17 protein-coding genes are annotated in these 14,731 nt (G+C 56.3%); 8 read left to right on the forward strand and 9 right to left on the reverse strand.

Features of this window, described 5'->3' with window-relative positions:
- Together ACR0BK_RS19450 and ACR0BK_RS19455 are read right to left on the reverse strand one after the other, a co-directional pair.
- Positions 1 to 238: hypothetical protein (locus tag ACR0BK_RS19450; protein ID WP_480555970.1), on the reverse strand; the 238-nt coding region annotated here is incomplete at its 3' end.
- Between the two features lie 54 nt (positions 239 to 292).
- Positions 293 to 1,006, reverse strand: a complete 714-nt coding sequence (locus ACR0BK_RS19455; protein ID WP_480474456.1) for a uroporphyrinogen-III synthase — start codon at positions 1,004 to 1,006, stop codon at positions 293 to 295.
- 98 nt (positions 1,007 to 1,104) lie between these two features.
- Between ACR0BK_RS19455 and tsaD the strand changes: the two genes are divergently transcribed.
- From tsaD to ACR0BK_RS19480, 5 genes are all read left to right on the forward strand, one after another.
- Entirely contained in the window at positions 1,105 to 2,202 is a 1,098-nt protein-coding gene (tsaD, locus tag ACR0BK_RS19460; protein ID WP_480521348.1) for a tRNA (adenosine(37)-N6)-threonylcarbamoyltransferase complex transferase subunit TsaD, read from the forward strand.
- Positions 2,199 to 3,161: an NAD(P)H-dependent glycerol-3-phosphate dehydrogenase gene (locus ACR0BK_RS19465; protein WP_480555971.1), complete on the forward strand. Its 963-nt coding sequence runs from the start codon at positions 2,199 to 2,201 to the stop codon at positions 3,159 to 3,161. Before tsaD ends, ACR0BK_RS19465 begins: the two co-directional genes overlap by 4 nt.
- A 1-nt stretch (position 3,162) precedes the next feature.
- On the forward strand, positions 3,163 to 3,432 hold the full coding sequence (locus tag ACR0BK_RS19470) for a YciI family protein (protein WP_480482615.1): 270 nt from the start codon (positions 3,163 to 3,165) through the stop codon (positions 3,430 to 3,432).
- Complete coding sequence (locus ACR0BK_RS19475; RefSeq protein ID WP_480474453.1) at positions 3,432 to 3,854, forward strand: EVE domain-containing protein; 423 nt, start codon at positions 3,432 to 3,434, stop codon at positions 3,852 to 3,854. Before ACR0BK_RS19470 ends, ACR0BK_RS19475 begins: the two co-directional genes overlap by 1 nt.
- Positions 3,855 to 4,014: 160 nt before the next feature.
- Positions 4,015 to 5,310, forward strand: coding sequence for a hypothetical protein (locus ACR0BK_RS19480; RefSeq protein ID WP_480555972.1), 1,296 nt, complete (start codon positions 4,015 to 4,017; stop codon positions 5,308 to 5,310).
- 219 nt (positions 5,311 to 5,529) lie between these two features.
- On the opposite strand, the gene ACR0BK_RS19485 is transcribed toward ACR0BK_RS19480, so the two are convergent.
- The 4 genes from ACR0BK_RS19485 to ACR0BK_RS19500 form a co-directional block, all read right to left on the reverse strand.
- The gene (locus ACR0BK_RS19485) at positions 5,530 to 5,871 is read right to left on the reverse strand and encodes a DUF2853 family protein (RefSeq protein WP_480496375.1); all 342 of its coding nucleotides are present in this window, start codon (positions 5,869 to 5,871) and stop codon (positions 5,530 to 5,532) included.
- A 137-nt stretch (positions 5,872 to 6,008) separates the two neighbouring features.
- A complete protein-coding gene (locus ACR0BK_RS19490) occupies positions 6,009 to 6,758 on the reverse strand; it encodes an extensin-like domain-containing protein (protein ID WP_480555973.1) in 750 nt (249 codons plus the stop codon).
- Positions 6,759 to 6,771: 13 nt separating this feature from the next.
- Complete coding sequence (gene ahcY / locus ACR0BK_RS19495) at positions 6,772 to 8,160, reverse strand: adenosylhomocysteinase (RefSeq protein ID WP_480555974.1); 1,389 nt, start codon at positions 8,158 to 8,160, stop codon at positions 6,772 to 6,774.
- Between the two features lie 102 nt (positions 8,161 to 8,262).
- On the reverse strand, positions 8,263 to 8,577 hold the full coding sequence (locus tag ACR0BK_RS19500; RefSeq protein WP_480538422.1) for a hypothetical protein: 315 nt from the start codon (positions 8,575 to 8,577) through the stop codon (positions 8,263 to 8,265).
- Positions 8,578 to 8,783: 206 nt separating this feature from the next.
- Here ACR0BK_RS19500 and ACR0BK_RS19505 point away from each other — a divergent pair, with 206 nt between their 5' ends.
- Entirely contained in the window at positions 8,784 to 9,386 is a 603-nt protein-coding gene (locus tag ACR0BK_RS19505) for an HD domain-containing protein (RefSeq protein WP_480555975.1), read from the forward strand.
- Between the two features lie 197 nt (positions 9,387 to 9,583).
- On the opposite strand, the gene ACR0BK_RS19510 is transcribed toward ACR0BK_RS19505, so the two are convergent.
- From ACR0BK_RS19510 to ACR0BK_RS19520, 3 genes are all read right to left on the reverse strand, one after another.
- Positions 9,584 to 10,381, reverse strand: coding sequence for a DUF3800 domain-containing protein (locus ACR0BK_RS19510; protein WP_480555976.1), 798 nt, complete (start codon positions 10,379 to 10,381; stop codon positions 9,584 to 9,586).
- A gap of 23 nt (positions 10,382 to 10,404) precedes the next feature.
- Entirely contained in the window at positions 10,405 to 10,959 is a 555-nt protein-coding gene (locus tag ACR0BK_RS19515) for an ActR/PrrA/RegA family redox response regulator transcription factor (protein ID WP_050604676.1), read from the reverse strand.
- 81 nt (positions 10,960 to 11,040) lie between these two features.
- Entirely contained in the window at positions 11,041 to 11,667 is a 627-nt protein-coding gene (locus ACR0BK_RS19520; protein WP_480555977.1) for an SCO family protein, read from the reverse strand.
- Positions 11,668 to 11,757: 90 nt separating this feature from the next.
- Here ACR0BK_RS19520 and regB point away from each other — a divergent pair, with 90 nt between their 5' ends.
- Together regB and ACR0BK_RS19530 are read left to right on the forward strand one after the other, a co-directional pair.
- Positions 11,758 to 13,155, forward strand: coding sequence for a sensor histidine kinase RegB (gene regB / locus ACR0BK_RS19525; RefSeq protein ID WP_480555978.1), 1,398 nt, complete (start codon positions 11,758 to 11,760; stop codon positions 13,153 to 13,155).
- Positions 13,156 to 13,221: 66 nt separating this feature from the next.
- On the forward strand, positions 13,222 to 14,727 hold the full coding sequence (locus ACR0BK_RS19530; RefSeq protein WP_480555979.1) for a PAS-domain containing protein: 1,506 nt from the start codon (positions 13,222 to 13,224) through the stop codon (positions 14,725 to 14,727).
- The last annotated feature ends 4 nt before the right edge of the window (positions 14,728 to 14,731 follow it).

Genomic DNA, 14,731 nt, shown 5'->3' on the forward strand with positions numbered 1-14,731 from the left:
CGGCTTCGGCTTCGGCTTCGGCTTCGGCTTCGGCTTCGGCTTCGGCTTCGGCTTCGGCTTCGGCTTCGGCTTCGGCTTCGGCTTCGGCTTCGGCTTCGGCTTCGGCTTCGGACAGGTCTTCTTCTACAGGTTCAGCCGGGTCAACAGGCGTATCTTCCTGCCGCAGATCAGTTTCAACTGCATCATCTGCTAGGAGGGGTTCCACCGGCTTTTGATCGGATTTCTTCTTACCAGCCACCGCAATATTCCCCTTATCGAATCCAAATTCAGATGAATAACAGCCCAGGTTAAGTTAATCGGGGACCTCGCCACCCTCAACCCGCAACACATGTTTCACAAGCTTTTTAACAGCTTTACGCATTTTCTTCGGTGTCGGATGTTTTGCAATCTTCAGGTGCTCATAGTCCAAAGAATAAAGGGGATCAGCCGTAGCCTGGCTGATCGCAACCAGCCAAAGGGGGGCTGATCCGGCCCAGATATCGGCAAAATGTCGCGCCGTGCGCGGCGAGAAAAGCGGAGCAATTATCGGCAGATTTCCTTCGGCGGCCTCGGTGGCCTCGGGTGTTAGCGGCAACAACCGCTGCTGATAGACTGGCTGTTCCCGAACGGTCAGACCAGATTCGGTCAGGCGGCCAGCGATATTACCCCGTGTATGTTCACCCCGCAGGTGCAAAAGCGGGCTTTTGGGCCGATGCTTGAGCAGATGCCCAACCAATTCTTCTGCCGTGGTTCCGACCATCTTGGCCTGCCACCCATACCCTTTCGCGGTACCGGTTGTTGCGGGCCCCACGCAATAGGCCGGCAGAGTGCGGTCAACACCTTTCGAAACCGCCGCATTTACCGCATTGGCCGATGTAAAGATCAATCCTTTTACACCTTTGGTATCCACCGCAACTGGCAGTGGCCGGATTTCCATGATCGGCGAATAGAGGGCCTGTACCCGAGATCTGACGCGGGTTGGCAACTGCTCGACAAACCTTTCCGAGGCGGAGCGAGGGCGGGTCATCAACAAAAACAACGTGTGGCGCCTTGACCCTTCAGGATTGTTTGCATCCGCGCAGGGTGATACCCCGCCGTATATACATGATGCAACGGATCAGGGTGATGGTGCAAACACTTACCGTATTGGGTTTGGAAAGCAGCTGTGACGACACAGCCGCAGCTGTCGTGCGCCAGACCGAAGGTGCCAAAGCCGAGATCCTGTCTTCTGTGGTGCACGGTCAAACCGATCTGCACAGCGCCTTTGGCGGTGTCGTGCCCGAGATTGCGGCCCGTGCCCATGCCGAAAAGCTGGATGTCTGTGTCATGCAGGCACTGGAGGCCGCCGGTCTGTCGCTGCGCGACATGGACGCTATTGCCGTCACCGCAGGGCCCGGTCTGATCGGAGGGGTCATGTCCGGTGTCATGTGCGCCAAAGGGCTAAGCGCCGCCACGGGCTTGCCGCTGATTGGCGTCAATCATCTTGCCGGTCACGCCCTGACACCCCGCCTGACGGACGGCATCGCCTTCCCTTACCTCATGCTTCTGGTGTCGGGTGGCCATTGCCAATACCTGATCGCCCATAGTCCCGAGCAGTTTGCCCGCCTGGGCGGTACAATCGACGACGCACCTGGGGAAGCCTTTGACAAGACCGCTCGCCTGCTGGGACTGCCGCAACCCGGCGGCCCGTCTGTCGAGGCTGAGGCCCGTGATGGCGATCCCCAGCGGTTCCGCTTTCCCAGGCCACTGCTGGACCGGCCCGGCTGTGACTTGTCCTTCTCGGGGCTGAAAACAGCCCTGATGCGAATGCGCGACCAAATCGTGGCCGACAAGGGTGGGCTGACCCGTCAGGACCGAGCTGATCTGTGCGCAGGATTCCAGCAGGCCATAGTGGACACATTGGCCGAGAAAACCCGCCGCGCGATTGATCTGTATCTTGATCACAATCCTGCTGATCCCGTTGTCGCGGTTGCAGGTGGGGTGGCTGCCAACTCGGCCATTCGGGCAGCGTTAGAGTCTGTTTGCGCACAACAAGGTGCCCGGTTTACGGCACCTCCGCTGGCTTTGTGCACGGACAATGCCGCGATGATTGCCTATGCGGGTCTTGAACGCTTTCGCACCGGCGCGCGCGACGGTCTGGACCTGACTGCCCGTCCCCGCTGGCCGCTCGATCAACGCAGCCCGGCAATGCTGGGCAGCGGTAAGAAAGGGGCCAAGGCATGAACGTATCTGTCCTGGGATCCGGTGCGTTTGGTACCGCTTTGGCAATCTCGCTATCAGGCAACGGGCCAGTAACGCTGTGGTCCAGAAACGCCGATCAGGCGCGGCAGATGCATGAGACGCGCGAAAACTCCACCAGGCTGCCTGGTGTTTCCTTACGCACGAACATCGCCGTAACCGCAAATATCGCTGAGGCGTCGAAGGCTGACATTCTGCTTTTGGCCGTTCCTATGCAGCAATTGCGCAGCGCCTTGCAAGATCACGCCCCGGTGCTGCACGGCAAGACACTGGTCGCTTGCTGTAAGGGGATAGAGTTGGATTCTGGTCTCGGGCCCGTTGCGGTCATCAGGGATGTTGTCTCCGATGCCTCGATCGCTTTGCTGACAGGACCCAGTTTTGCTGATGACATAGCGCGCGGTTTGCCCACTGCGTTAACGCTGGCTTGCGGTGATACGAATCTTGGCAAAACATTGCAGACCGAGCTGGCCACTGCGAACCTGCGCCTCTATCGGACCACTGACACCATAGGTGCTGAACTTGGCGGGGCGCTGAAGAACATCATGGCCATCGGTTGCGGCGCAGCAATCGGCGCGGGGCTGGGGGACAGCGCCCGTGCCGCGTTGATGACTCGCGGTTTTGCGGAAATGCAGCGCTTTGCCGCCCTGCGGGGCGCGCGTCCTGACACCCTGATGGGCTTGTCAGGGCTTGGAGATCTGGTGTTGACCTGTTCCTCAGAGCTGTCCCGAAACTACCGTTTTGGTCTTAGTTTGGGCCTGAACCAACCATTTGACCAACATACTACTGTCGAAGGCGTCGCCACCGCGCGCGCCATGTCAGAGATTGCCGTCAAGGAAGGGCTGGACATGCCCATCAGTACAACGGTGGCGGATCTGAGCCATGGTGCCTACAGTGTGACCGAGGCCATCCAAAACCTGCTCAATCGCCCACTCAAGGAGGAATAACATGCTGATCGCACTCATCGCCCGTGACAAAGCCGGGGCACTGCAAACCCGGTTGGACAATCGCGCGGCCCATCTGGCCTATATCGAAGAAACGGGTGTTGTATCGCAGGCAGGGCCGCTGCTGGATGGCGACGCCATGATCGGTTCGCTGGTTGTGCTCGACGTCGAAGATCTGGCTGCTGCGCAAAACTGGGCAGATAATGACCCCTATGCGAAGGCTGGATTGTTCCAGTCGGTTGAACTGATTCCCTGGAAAAAGGTGATCGGCTGATGGCATATTGGCTTTTCAAGTCCGAACCTTCGACCTGGAGCTGGGAACAGCAAATGGCCAAGGGGGATAAGGGCGAGGAATGGGACGGTGTGCGCAACTATCAGGCGCGCAATTTCATGCGTCAGATGGCCATTGGGGATTGGGGGTTCTTCTACCACTCTCAAAAGGACAAGTCAGTTGTTGGTATTGTCGAAGTATGCGCCGAGGCACATCCCGACAATTCCACCGATGATGAGCGCTGGGAATGCGTGGATATCAAGGCCGTCCGGTCCTTTTCCAAACCCGTGACACTGGACCAGATCAAGGCCGACGAACGGCTTGCCGAAATGGTGTTGGTGAAAAACTCTCGTTTATCGGTGCAGCCGGTAACTGACGATCAATGGAAGGCGATATGCGCCTTGGGTGAAACGCAGCCGGATTGACCTGCCGTCCTGTACAAGGTGCAAAACTTCTCAAACGCCCGGCAAGGTGTTATGTTTCCAAGGGCTACGCCGGGTAGGGACCTGAAGGTTATGATTGCTCTGGTCGTAACCGCTTGGTGTTGTTCGGATAAATTCGATACGTTTTGAAAGTTTGAACCCCGTGTCTGACACTGAAAACGGCAACGGGACACTCGATAACACCGTTGCTGCGAAAAGCACGAGAACCTGGGAAGCGCGCCTCAAAGAGGCGCGGGAGAAGCGCGCGTCGGTGCTTGCGGGGGCGCAAGAAGAGGCGCTGAAAGAACCTGCTTCGACCTCTGCGCAATCGGACGTTCTGCCCCCACCGGACGATACAGATACTGAGCAGATCGTTTCCGAGCGGGTCCGCTCGCTAAATCTGGACAAGCCGCGCGTCAGAAAAAAACGGAAAACTCGGGTCGCGTTAGTACTGGTTGCCCTTTTGTGTGGGGCCGCCTTGCAATGGGTCATTGCAAATCTTTTAGATGACTGGCCAACCGCAGACGCAGAAGATCAGGCCGTTCTGAATGCGCTTTCTGAAACCTTTCTGGCCCCCGAAGAACCGCCTGAGGCCGCAGCCACCAGCCTGCTGGACCCGAAAGACGCCCCTATACCAGAGGATCTGTTGGTTTCAGGGCCCCCTGAGCCTGAGCCTCTCTCAATACCCGCTGACGTCAGCGAACCCTTGGACAAGCCAAATAGCGAGTCAGTCGATCCGGTTGTTTTGGATCAATCCAGTGCAACCCTTTCCCAGGAACCGGAAAACACTGTCATGCCTGAAAGCGAGTTTGCAACCAGCCCGAATCCCGAAGCGGTAACGGAGAAGCCGGAGATTTCCTTGACGCCGCCCAAGATTTTCTTTCTTGCCCGGATGGAACCCACGTTGGCCGCCGCGACCGCCTCAGACATTCAAGCCGCGATTCCTGCCTGGTATGAACCACGACTTCGCAATCCCAATCCGCTGAACAAGGGCGGATTATCGCAGATATCACAGATAACCAATGATCCCGTTCCGCAAGAGATCGACACACCCGCCAACCCGCCCTACGCCGAGGTGAAACCGCTTCTTGTGACGCCGATCATTGATCTTGAGGTCTCGCTTTTTGTACCGTCGAGAGTTTCGCAAGAGACCAGCAACCGGGCGTTGGAACTGCTTGTCCGAGGTCAGGCAACAGTGGTGGCAACAGCTCGGGTGGGATACCGGGTCAGAGAAACCCAGGTCCGGTTTTATCACCCCGATGACGCCGAAAACGCCGCGATGGCCGCCGATGCACTGGGGGGTATTTCACGGGACTTCACAAGCTCGGGCAGCAAGACGCGCCCGGGGCGGATCGAGGTTTATCTGGAAGGCAGCGGCGGAAATGCGGACGACAATTCAACCGTTCAACCTGACAGAGCAGAAAACCTCATCGCGCGTATTCTTAAAGAGTTCAGATGAGTAATGAGGGAAGGCTCTGACGATACAGAACCTTCCCTACCCCCGCGTGCTCCCTACTCACCACACGCGTATGGAAATATCTGGTTCTGACCGTCCTGGTCACGGATTGACCTTAGCCCAACCGCGCGCAGCGTTTCAAACGCCAAGTCCTTAAAAAACAACTCAAATACGAAACGCCTGCCGGAAAGACGACAGGCGTTTCAGGATTGCGCGGTTAGATCAGCCGTAAACGGCTTCTTTCCCGAAATGCTTGGTCAGCATGTAATAGACCACGGCGCGGTATTTGTTGCGCTCGGACATGCCATAAGTTTCCATGGCTTTGTTGATCGCTGCCATCAGCTCGGGACCATCTGACAGGCCCAGTTTCTTGATCAGGAAGTTGTTCTTGACGGTTTCCAACTCGGGCGCCTGGCTGGCTGCAACAGTTGCCGCATCTGCGTCATAAATTGCCGGACCGCAACCGATTGTGACCTTGGTCAGCAGGTCCATATCGGGGTTCATCCCACATTTGTTTTTCAGATCTTCAGCGTATTTGGCGATCAACTCGTCGCGCTTGCCCATGTCCCAATCTCCTTTATCCGTTAATCCGGCACCAATCACCGATAGCCGAGACTAGACGTGTCACAGGTCAGCCCAAAAGGATAAAATATTGCGTTTCCTCCCCCTTAACCGGGACTGGAAAGCACAGGATGCAAGACCTATCTGCAATACCCCCAGCCCGAACCTTGCAGGTGAAAATGATCCGCGTGCAAGCGATTGAAGTCCGGGCCTAGAACCACACGAAACCAGTCGCACGCGCCCCGCCAGATTTGCCGCAGGAATGCGGGTTCGGGTCCGGTACCCTGCCAGCCATTTAACAGGGTCAGTACGCGGCCATCGGTCGTCTCCACACCGATGATATCGATCGAGTCCGCACGGGCATGGCTGCTCCATCCGTTATTTTCACCCTTCAGGGTGCGCATGCGCCTGCAATTGTAACTTCCGACATGGCGCAAACGGGCAATACCGGTTCCAAGCAGTTCGTGCGCAGCCGGCTGCACGACATGGTGTTCCCACATCGTCAGCCGCAATGTTGTGGCGCAACTGGTTTCAACGGCTTCGATGTGCGAAGTGGCCAGCCGGGTCAGTAGACCCCGTGCGGCAATGCCACAGTTCTGATCAATGACCAGATCCTCCATCGCCTCGAAATGAACGCCTGCTTCGGTCAATGTAGCCCGACACTGGGTTTCATCCGCCAAGGCCCGGTTCAATTGATACCTGGTGACTGGCGTGACCTGCGCGCTGACTTTAAGATCGTGCAATGGGTTCCAGTGAGATGGCACCGGTGTCTTTGGATGCGCCAACAGCACCCAGCCACCGCCACCCAGCACGATCACCACAACCAGAACCCTGAAAACAAAGAACGCCGCCGAGTAAAGAAACCGGCGGCGTCCGTTGTTCTGTGTCATCGTCAGACGACAATCAGTAGCGGTAGTGTTCCGGCTTGTATGGACCTTCCGGTTTGACACCGATGTACGCCGCCTGATCCGCATCCAGCTTCGTCAGCTTCACGCCGATGCGATCCAGATGCAGGCGGGCGACCTTCTCGTCCAGATGCTTGGGCAGGATGTAGACCTTGTTCTCGTACTGATCACCTTTGGTGAACAGCTCGATCTGTGCCAATACCTGGTTGGTGAACGAGGCCGACATCACAAAAGACGGGTGACCTGTGGCGTTGCCAAGATTGAGAAGGCGGCCTTCAGACAGCAGGATCAGACGGTTGCCCGAAGGCATCTCGATCATGTCCACCTGCTCCTTGATGTTGGTCCACTTGTGGTTCTTCAGGCTGGCCACCTGAATCTCGTTGTCGAAGTGCCCGATATTGCCGACGATGGCCATGTCCTTCATCTCGCGCATATGCTCGATGCGGATCACGTCCTTGTTGCCGGTGGTGGTGATGAAGATATCCGCGCTGGCAACTTCGTCTTCCAGCAGGGTTACTTCGAACCCATCCATCGCAGCCTGCAGCGCGCAGATCGGGTCAACTTCGGTCACCTTCACGCGCGCACCCGCGCCACGCAAGCTGGCGGCCGAGCCCTTGCCCACGTCGCCATAGCCGCAAACCACGGCAACCTTACCGGCCATCATTGTGTCGGTGGCGCGGCGAATACCGTCGACCAGCGATTCCTTACAGCCGTATTTATTGTCGAATTTCGACTTTGTGACCGAGTCATTCACGTTGATCGCCGGGAACGGCAGGTGGCCGTCTTTCACCAGTTGATACAGGCGGTTCACGCCGGTGGTGGTTTCCTCGGAAACGCCTTGGATCTGGTCACGCATCTTGGTGAACCAGCCGGGGCTTGCCGCCATGCGCTTAGCGATCTGCTTCTTGATCACCTCTTCCTCTTCCGAACCCGGAACTGGGATGATGTCTTCGCCCGCTTCCGCACGTGCACCCAGCAGGATGTACAGGGTCGCGTCGCCACCATCGTCGAGGATCATGTTCGGGCCGTCTTCGAACAAGAAGGATTTATCCAGATAATCCCAATGCTCTTCCAGCGTTTGACCCTTGATGGCGAAGACGGGAATGCCTGCCTCGGCAATCGCGGCTGCTGCATGGTCCTGGGTCGAGAAGATGTTGCACGACGCCCAGCGCACATCCGCGCCCAGCGCAACCAGCGTTTCAATCAGAACAGCTGTCTGGATAGTCATGTGCAGCGATCCAACGATACGCGCACCTGTCAGAGGTTTGCTTTCCCCATATTCCGTACGCAGGGACATCAAGCCCGGCATCTCGGTTTCGGCAATGTCCAATTCCTTGCGGCCGAACCCGGCCAGCGAAATGTCTTTAACGATATAGTCCACGGCCATCTGGCGCTCCATTTTCGGTAAATCACAGTCCCGGCTGCCCCTAGCACTCCTTGGGGCAGGTGGCAACTTTGAAGACTGTTACCGGAAGCCTGGTGGCCGCTTTCAGCTTGGCGTGCCTTCGATTTTTATCTTTGGTATCGCTTCAAAAAAATCGGTGCCAACGGCAACAATACAACTGATTCCGTTCGCATTGGTTACCAAAACGGTATAACTGCCCGTTTCCTTCGAGGCCCAGACCTCCATCACAGAGTGCGCGTCGCGCGTCTTTTGCAAACCGCCAAAGGCCAATTCCTCGGCGTAGTTTTCCTGCAATTTGGCGACAATATCGTCGCGATCTGCGCAACTTCGGGCAAAAGCTGGTGGGGCGGTCGCGGCCATTCCAAAGGTCAGGGCAATGGCGAATAAACGCTTGAACATGACAAACTCCTATCGTTTCGCGTTTCACGGTCGAGAGGAGCACACCGGGAGAAGCATGTGCCCCCCTCGGTTTTGATGTCGGGATCATGGCGCGCCGTTTCAAAGCACAAATGCTCAAGAAACTGTTGGCAGCAAGTGATCCAGACAGGTACATCATAACACAAAAATATGGCGCAATCGCGTCCGGTCAGGCGAGGCATAGCAAAATGGCAACACAACCCAGAGCATGGCAGCGCATGTTATCGGGGCGTCGGCTGGACCTGCTGGACCCGACCCCGGTGGATATCGAGATAGAAGATATCGCGCATGGGCTTGCTTTTGTGGCGCGCTGGAACGGGCAGACACGCGGCGATTTCGCCTATTCCGTGGCCGAGCATTCCCTATTGGTTGAGGAACTCTTCGGAAGAATTGCGCCCAAGACACCCGTCAAATGGCGGCTGGCAGCCCTGTTACATGATGCGCCGGAATACGTGATCGGCGACATGATTTCGCCGGTCAAATCCGCCGTGGGCCCCGGTTACGGCGCGCTGGATGACCGGTTGGCGGCGGCAATCCACATCCGCTTTGGCCTGCCCGCTGCAGTGCCGAAAACGGTGAAACGGCAGATCAAAAAGGCCGACAAAATCAGTGCCTGGATGGAGGCAACCCAGATCGCAGGCTTTTCCGAGGCCGAGGCGACGAAATTCTTTGGTCGCCCGGATAAAGCGGTTATGGAGGGATTGGAGATCACGTTACGCCCGCCAGTTGCGGTGAGGGAAGCGTATGTTGCGCGGCATGAAGGACTTTTGGCAGAACTCGCCTCAAAATAAACCTGCTCACAAGTTCCGCTCAGAGAGAATTTCGAGTCCATTCAAGGTCTTAGAGTCTCCCTATAAAATACTGACTCTTATTGACTTTTTAACTTGTTTGACTATATCTTCCTTTAGGCAGTCATGCGCCGGAACAACCCAGAGCATTCGAAAGATTGCAGGCGATTACCGCAATTATGGGCCGGGGGGCTGCCGCTTCATTTCCACATTTCAATCATTTTGATTTGCTGTTGATCCAATGGGCATTGATCGTGTTTGGGAACAGTTTTCACCCCATAACTCAAAAAGTTCTTGTTTCTGTTATACGTTACGCGCTTCAGAATTTCTGAGTATCTCGGTTCACAGTTTCCGTACAGATCAGGCTCAATACCTGAAGCGAAAGCCGACGCAACTCCATCAGCAAGCTGAAGGGACGCGCTCCTGCTATGATCCATGGCTGAAACAGCTTCGATATCAATAACTGGCCAGTGTATACGAATATCGCTATCTGCATCTCCCTTGAGCTGACTCAGGTAGTCGCGAAATCCGTCATACTGCATACCGCCTCTTCGCGAGAAAGTAATAGCAACCTGACCGTTTCCTTCAGGTGCATTTCTCCGGTGGTCACGACACAACCACGAAATACGTTCAATGAGATACCGTGTCATGTAGAAGTAGAGTTGGTTCTTCTCCGTATAAACGCCTTCTGGGATGGTCTCTTTACATGCCATCACGCTGATTGCTCGAACCGGCTTGGTTGCCAATACGCTAACAGCCGCCAGCTTCTGCCCATGATTAAGCTTAGCAAAGTGAAGGTCGCGAGATTTTCGATCAGGCATTTTCGAGTTGATTTCATCACGCCACTTCACAGCCTCAAGGCTATGAACTTTTCTGAAAACACATGCTGAAATGACTAACCATCTTGATGCACCTCCTCGACCTCCAACCTCTCGAAAAGGCGCCCTAATTCCATCATCGCCCGACTCATCAATGAAGGCCAGATATGTATGACTCATTGCTGTCCCTGATCTTATTTAAATCAACGCGGACTGCGCTTCGCCAAAATCCGCTGCAATGTCCGGCGGTGCATGTTCAGCCGCCGCGCCGTTTCGCTGACATTGCGGTCGCACAGCTCATAAACGCGCTGGATATGTTCCCAGCGCACGCGGTCCGCGCTCATGGGGTTTTCCGGCGGCGGGGGCAGTTCGTCGCCCTTGGCCAGCAGCGCATTGGTGATGTCGGTGGCGTCGGCGGGTTTCGACAGATAATCGGTTGCGCCGATTTTTACGGCGGCGACTGCGGTCGCAATCGCCCCGTACCCGGTCAGAACCACGACCCGGCTGTCGGGGCGCTTTTCGCGCAGAACCTCAACCACATCCAGACCGTTGCCATCCTCCAGTCGCAGGTCAACAACTGCGTAAGCCGGTGGGCGGGCGGTGGAAATTGCGCGGCCTGCGGCGACGGATCCCGCGGTTTCAACCTCGAACCCACGCTTTTCCATGGCCTTGGCCAAACGTCTCAGAAACGGCTCGTCATCATCCACCAAAAGCAGGGATTTGTCAGGGCCGATATCAAGCTGAGAACTGTCTGCCATATGTTAGGTCTTTCCGCTATTTCATGCCTTTGGCTTAAACATGAGTAATAGCAGCGCAGAAACAAAGGTCAAACAACCTTGTTAATGCGCAGCCTGGTCCAGAAAGCACCCGACCTTGTCAGCCATCTGTTCGGCCGTGTCATCGCGCTTGAAGAATTCAAGGAAACCATGTTCGGGCGTCACCAGATAGGTGAAGGTGGAATGGTCAACAAGGTAGAATTCGTCGCTTTTATCCTGTGCCTTGTAATAGGTCTTGTAAGCCTTGCTCGCCGCCCTGACCTGTTCGGGCGAACCGGTCAACGCAATCGTTTTGCCGCCAAGGTTGAAGGCATAATCATCGACTACATGGGGCGTGTCCCGTTCGGGATCGATCGAGATGAACAGCGCCGTTGCCGACTGCCCGCGCTGGTTCAGGATATCCACGGCCTCAACATTGCGGGACATGTCAAACGGGCAGACATCGGGGCAGAATGTATAGCCGAAATAGACAAGTGTGGGTTCGGTGATAACGTCTTTGTCGGTCACCGTCTCACCTTTGCCATTCACCAGTTCAAACGGCCCGCCGATAGCAGCGGTCCCCCCGGCGATCTGCCCAGACCGGCACTGTGCAAACTGGTCGTCGGATCCGCCCCCACGCGTCAAAAGCCACATCGCACCTAGGCCAATAGCCAGAACGAGAGTTGCAAGAATTGCGTAGAGGCGGGTCATTTTGGTTTTCCGGTCGCAAGGAGTTGTTGATCGTTTCGGCCGGGACACCTAACAAGATGACCAGCCTTTGCAACAGGACATAAGCGACCAATGGCAGATTCCAATCAGACTTTTTGGCGCGGCCAGGAACGCAGCAGCTGGATCCGCCTGCGCACCCTTATCCTGTTGCGATGGGTTGCCATCTTTGGTCAGATCACCGCCATCACCGTGGCCCAGCAATACTATCATGTGCAGCTGGAACTAGGCCTGTGCTATCTGGCCATCGGGATCTCGGTCATGGGTAACCTGACCGCCATTCTGTTGTTTCCACAGAATAAGCGGATGTCCGAGTTCGAAAACTTCCTGATGGTTCTGTTCGATCTGTTGCAACTGTCGATCTTGCTGTATCTGACAGGCGGGCTGAACAACCCCTTTGCCCTTCTGCTTCTGGGGCCGGTCACGATTTCCGCCAATGTGATGAGCACACGGTCGACCTTGATTGTCGGGGCTGTTGCAATTGTTCTGACCACTCTGCTAGCGGAATTCCACCTGCCGCTGCGGACCAACATCGGGGTGGTTTTGGACATTCCGGAAATCCTGCTGTTTGGCAACTGGGCGGCTATTATTATCGCCATCGTCTTTATCGGTGCCTATTCTCACCGCGTCAGTTCCGAGGTTCAGTCCATGTCCGAAGCGCTGGCTGCCACCCATATGGCACTGGCCCGCGAGCAAAAACTGACTGATCTGGGCGGCGTGGTCGCCGCCGCCGCGCACGAGCTGGGCACCCCTCTGGCAACAATCAAACTGGCGAGTGCGGAACTGATCGAAGAGCTGGACGACCGTCCCGACCTCAAGGAAGACGCGGCCTTGATCCGCGAACAGGCCGATCGGTGCCGCGACATTTTGCGCGATATGGGTCGTGCCGGAAAAGATGACCTGCATTTGCGGCAGGCTCCACTTTCAACAGTGGTGAACGAAGCCGCCGAACCGCATGTTGACCGGGGCAAGGTCGTTCATTTTTCGGAAGGCCCGGCGCAGGACGGAGATGTGCTGCAACCCTCGATTCTGCGAAAGCCCGAGATCATTCACGGACTCCGCAACCTGATACAGAATGCCGTAGATTTCGCCCGCGCCAATGTCTGGGTCGAAGCCGAATGGACGGACAGCAAAATCACCGTCAGCATCATGGATGACGGGCGCGGCTACCCGTCGCACATGATTGGCCGCATCGGTGATCCCTTCATGCGCCGCAGACGGGCCGAAGCCGACCTGCGAACCCGTCCGGAATACGAAGGCATGGGACTGGGGCTGTTCATCGCAAAAACGTTGCTGGAACGCAGCGGCGCCGAGCTGAAATTCGCTAATGGCACGGATCCGTATCAGCGTCTGACCGATCAAAAAGACAGGACAGGTGCAATCGTCAAGGTCTCGTGGCCGCGCAACCTGATTGACGCGCAAAAAGGTGACACTCCGGTTCCATCCGGTTCCAACAAACGCATTCAAGTATGAGTTAAGGAGCCGTTAACCTATCCTGCCCATAGTCAGCCGGGGTTTGGTTATACCTTGGGGAAATTAATGGCCGATTGGATCATTCTGGCCGCGATCAGCCTGGTATCGGGATGCTTTGCCGTACAGTGGTTATTGCCACGCCAGACGCGACGCGACGATGTCTTTGGCTTGTTTTCAACAACATCCCTGTTTGATGCGGTATTCCTGTTTGATGGTGATCACCTAATCAGTCACTCCGATATCGCGCTTGCCGGGTTCGAGCATGTTGGAAGCTGGCAGGATTTGCGCCGCCTGCTGAAAAGAGATTTCCCCACCTTCCCCGAAACACCCGAAAAAGTTCGCGACCAAAACGTACTGGTAATCTCGGCCATTGATTGCACAGTCGAACGCGAAGTGGTGTGTGAATGGATCGACGGGATTGTCCGCGTGCGTCTGCACGAACCGGCCCGAATCCCTCCGACCAGGTCAAGCGCGCTGAGTGAACCGAGCCGTCTGGCCATGGAACAGGCCCCCTATCCGGTATGGTTGCTGGATCACAACAGCCAGGTGCAGTGGTGCAATGCAGCTTATGTCACGCTTGTTCGCCGGGCACGTGGTCAGGATGCCGATCTGACTGCCCCTCTGTTCCCGGACACCTCTGATGCTCCGTCGCTCGGAAAATCAAGAGTGGCGGTGGAAGTGACAGGAACCAACAGCAAGTTGTGGTTCGACCTGACGCAGATCGTGCAGGACGACGGGCGGTTATGTTACGCCACAGACATCAACGCTATTGTCGAAGCGGAAACCGCGCAACGCAAGTTCGTGCAGACCATGACCAAGACCTTTGCTCAACTTTCGATCGGCCTGGCCATTTTCGATCGCAACCGGCAACTGGCGCTGTTCAACCCGGCCCTGATCGATCTGACCACGCTGCCGCCGGATTTCCTCAGCTGCCGCCCGAACATCAGCAGTTTTTTCGACCGGCTTAGGGATCAGCACATGATGCCAGAGCCCAAGAACTACCGTACATGGCGGCGTCAGATGAACGACCTGCTCGAAGCAGCCGAGGGCGGTAATTATCACGAAACATGGTCGCTGCCCTCTGGCTCAGTTTATTCTGTAAGCGGCAGGCCGCATCCCGATGGGGCCGTTGCGTTTCTGTTCGAAGATATTACTGCCGAAATCACGTTGACGCGACGCTTCCGGTCCGAGATGGATCTGATGCAATCCATATTGGACAAGCTGGCCGATGCAATCGCTGTATTTGCCGATGATGGCACCCTGGCCCTTACCAACTACGCCTACGAAAAGCTTTGGGGCGACGCACAGGAAATCGGCTTTCAGACCGACACGGTCACCGATGTTACGCGGCGGTGGCAGGACCATTGTGTTGCTACGCCGATCCTCGGAGAGATCCGGGATTTTGTCGAAATGCGGGATAACCGGGCGGAATGGACGGCTGAAATCCGGATGCGGTCAGGCATCACTTTGGACTGCACGGTTTCACCAGTTCATAACGGTGCGACGATCGTGCGGTTTGCACCCGTGGATCTTCTGACAAAAACCGCCCCGTTGGAACAGATCAGCGCCTGAACCG

The organism is Ruegeria sp. AF1, from assembly GCF_056542125.1.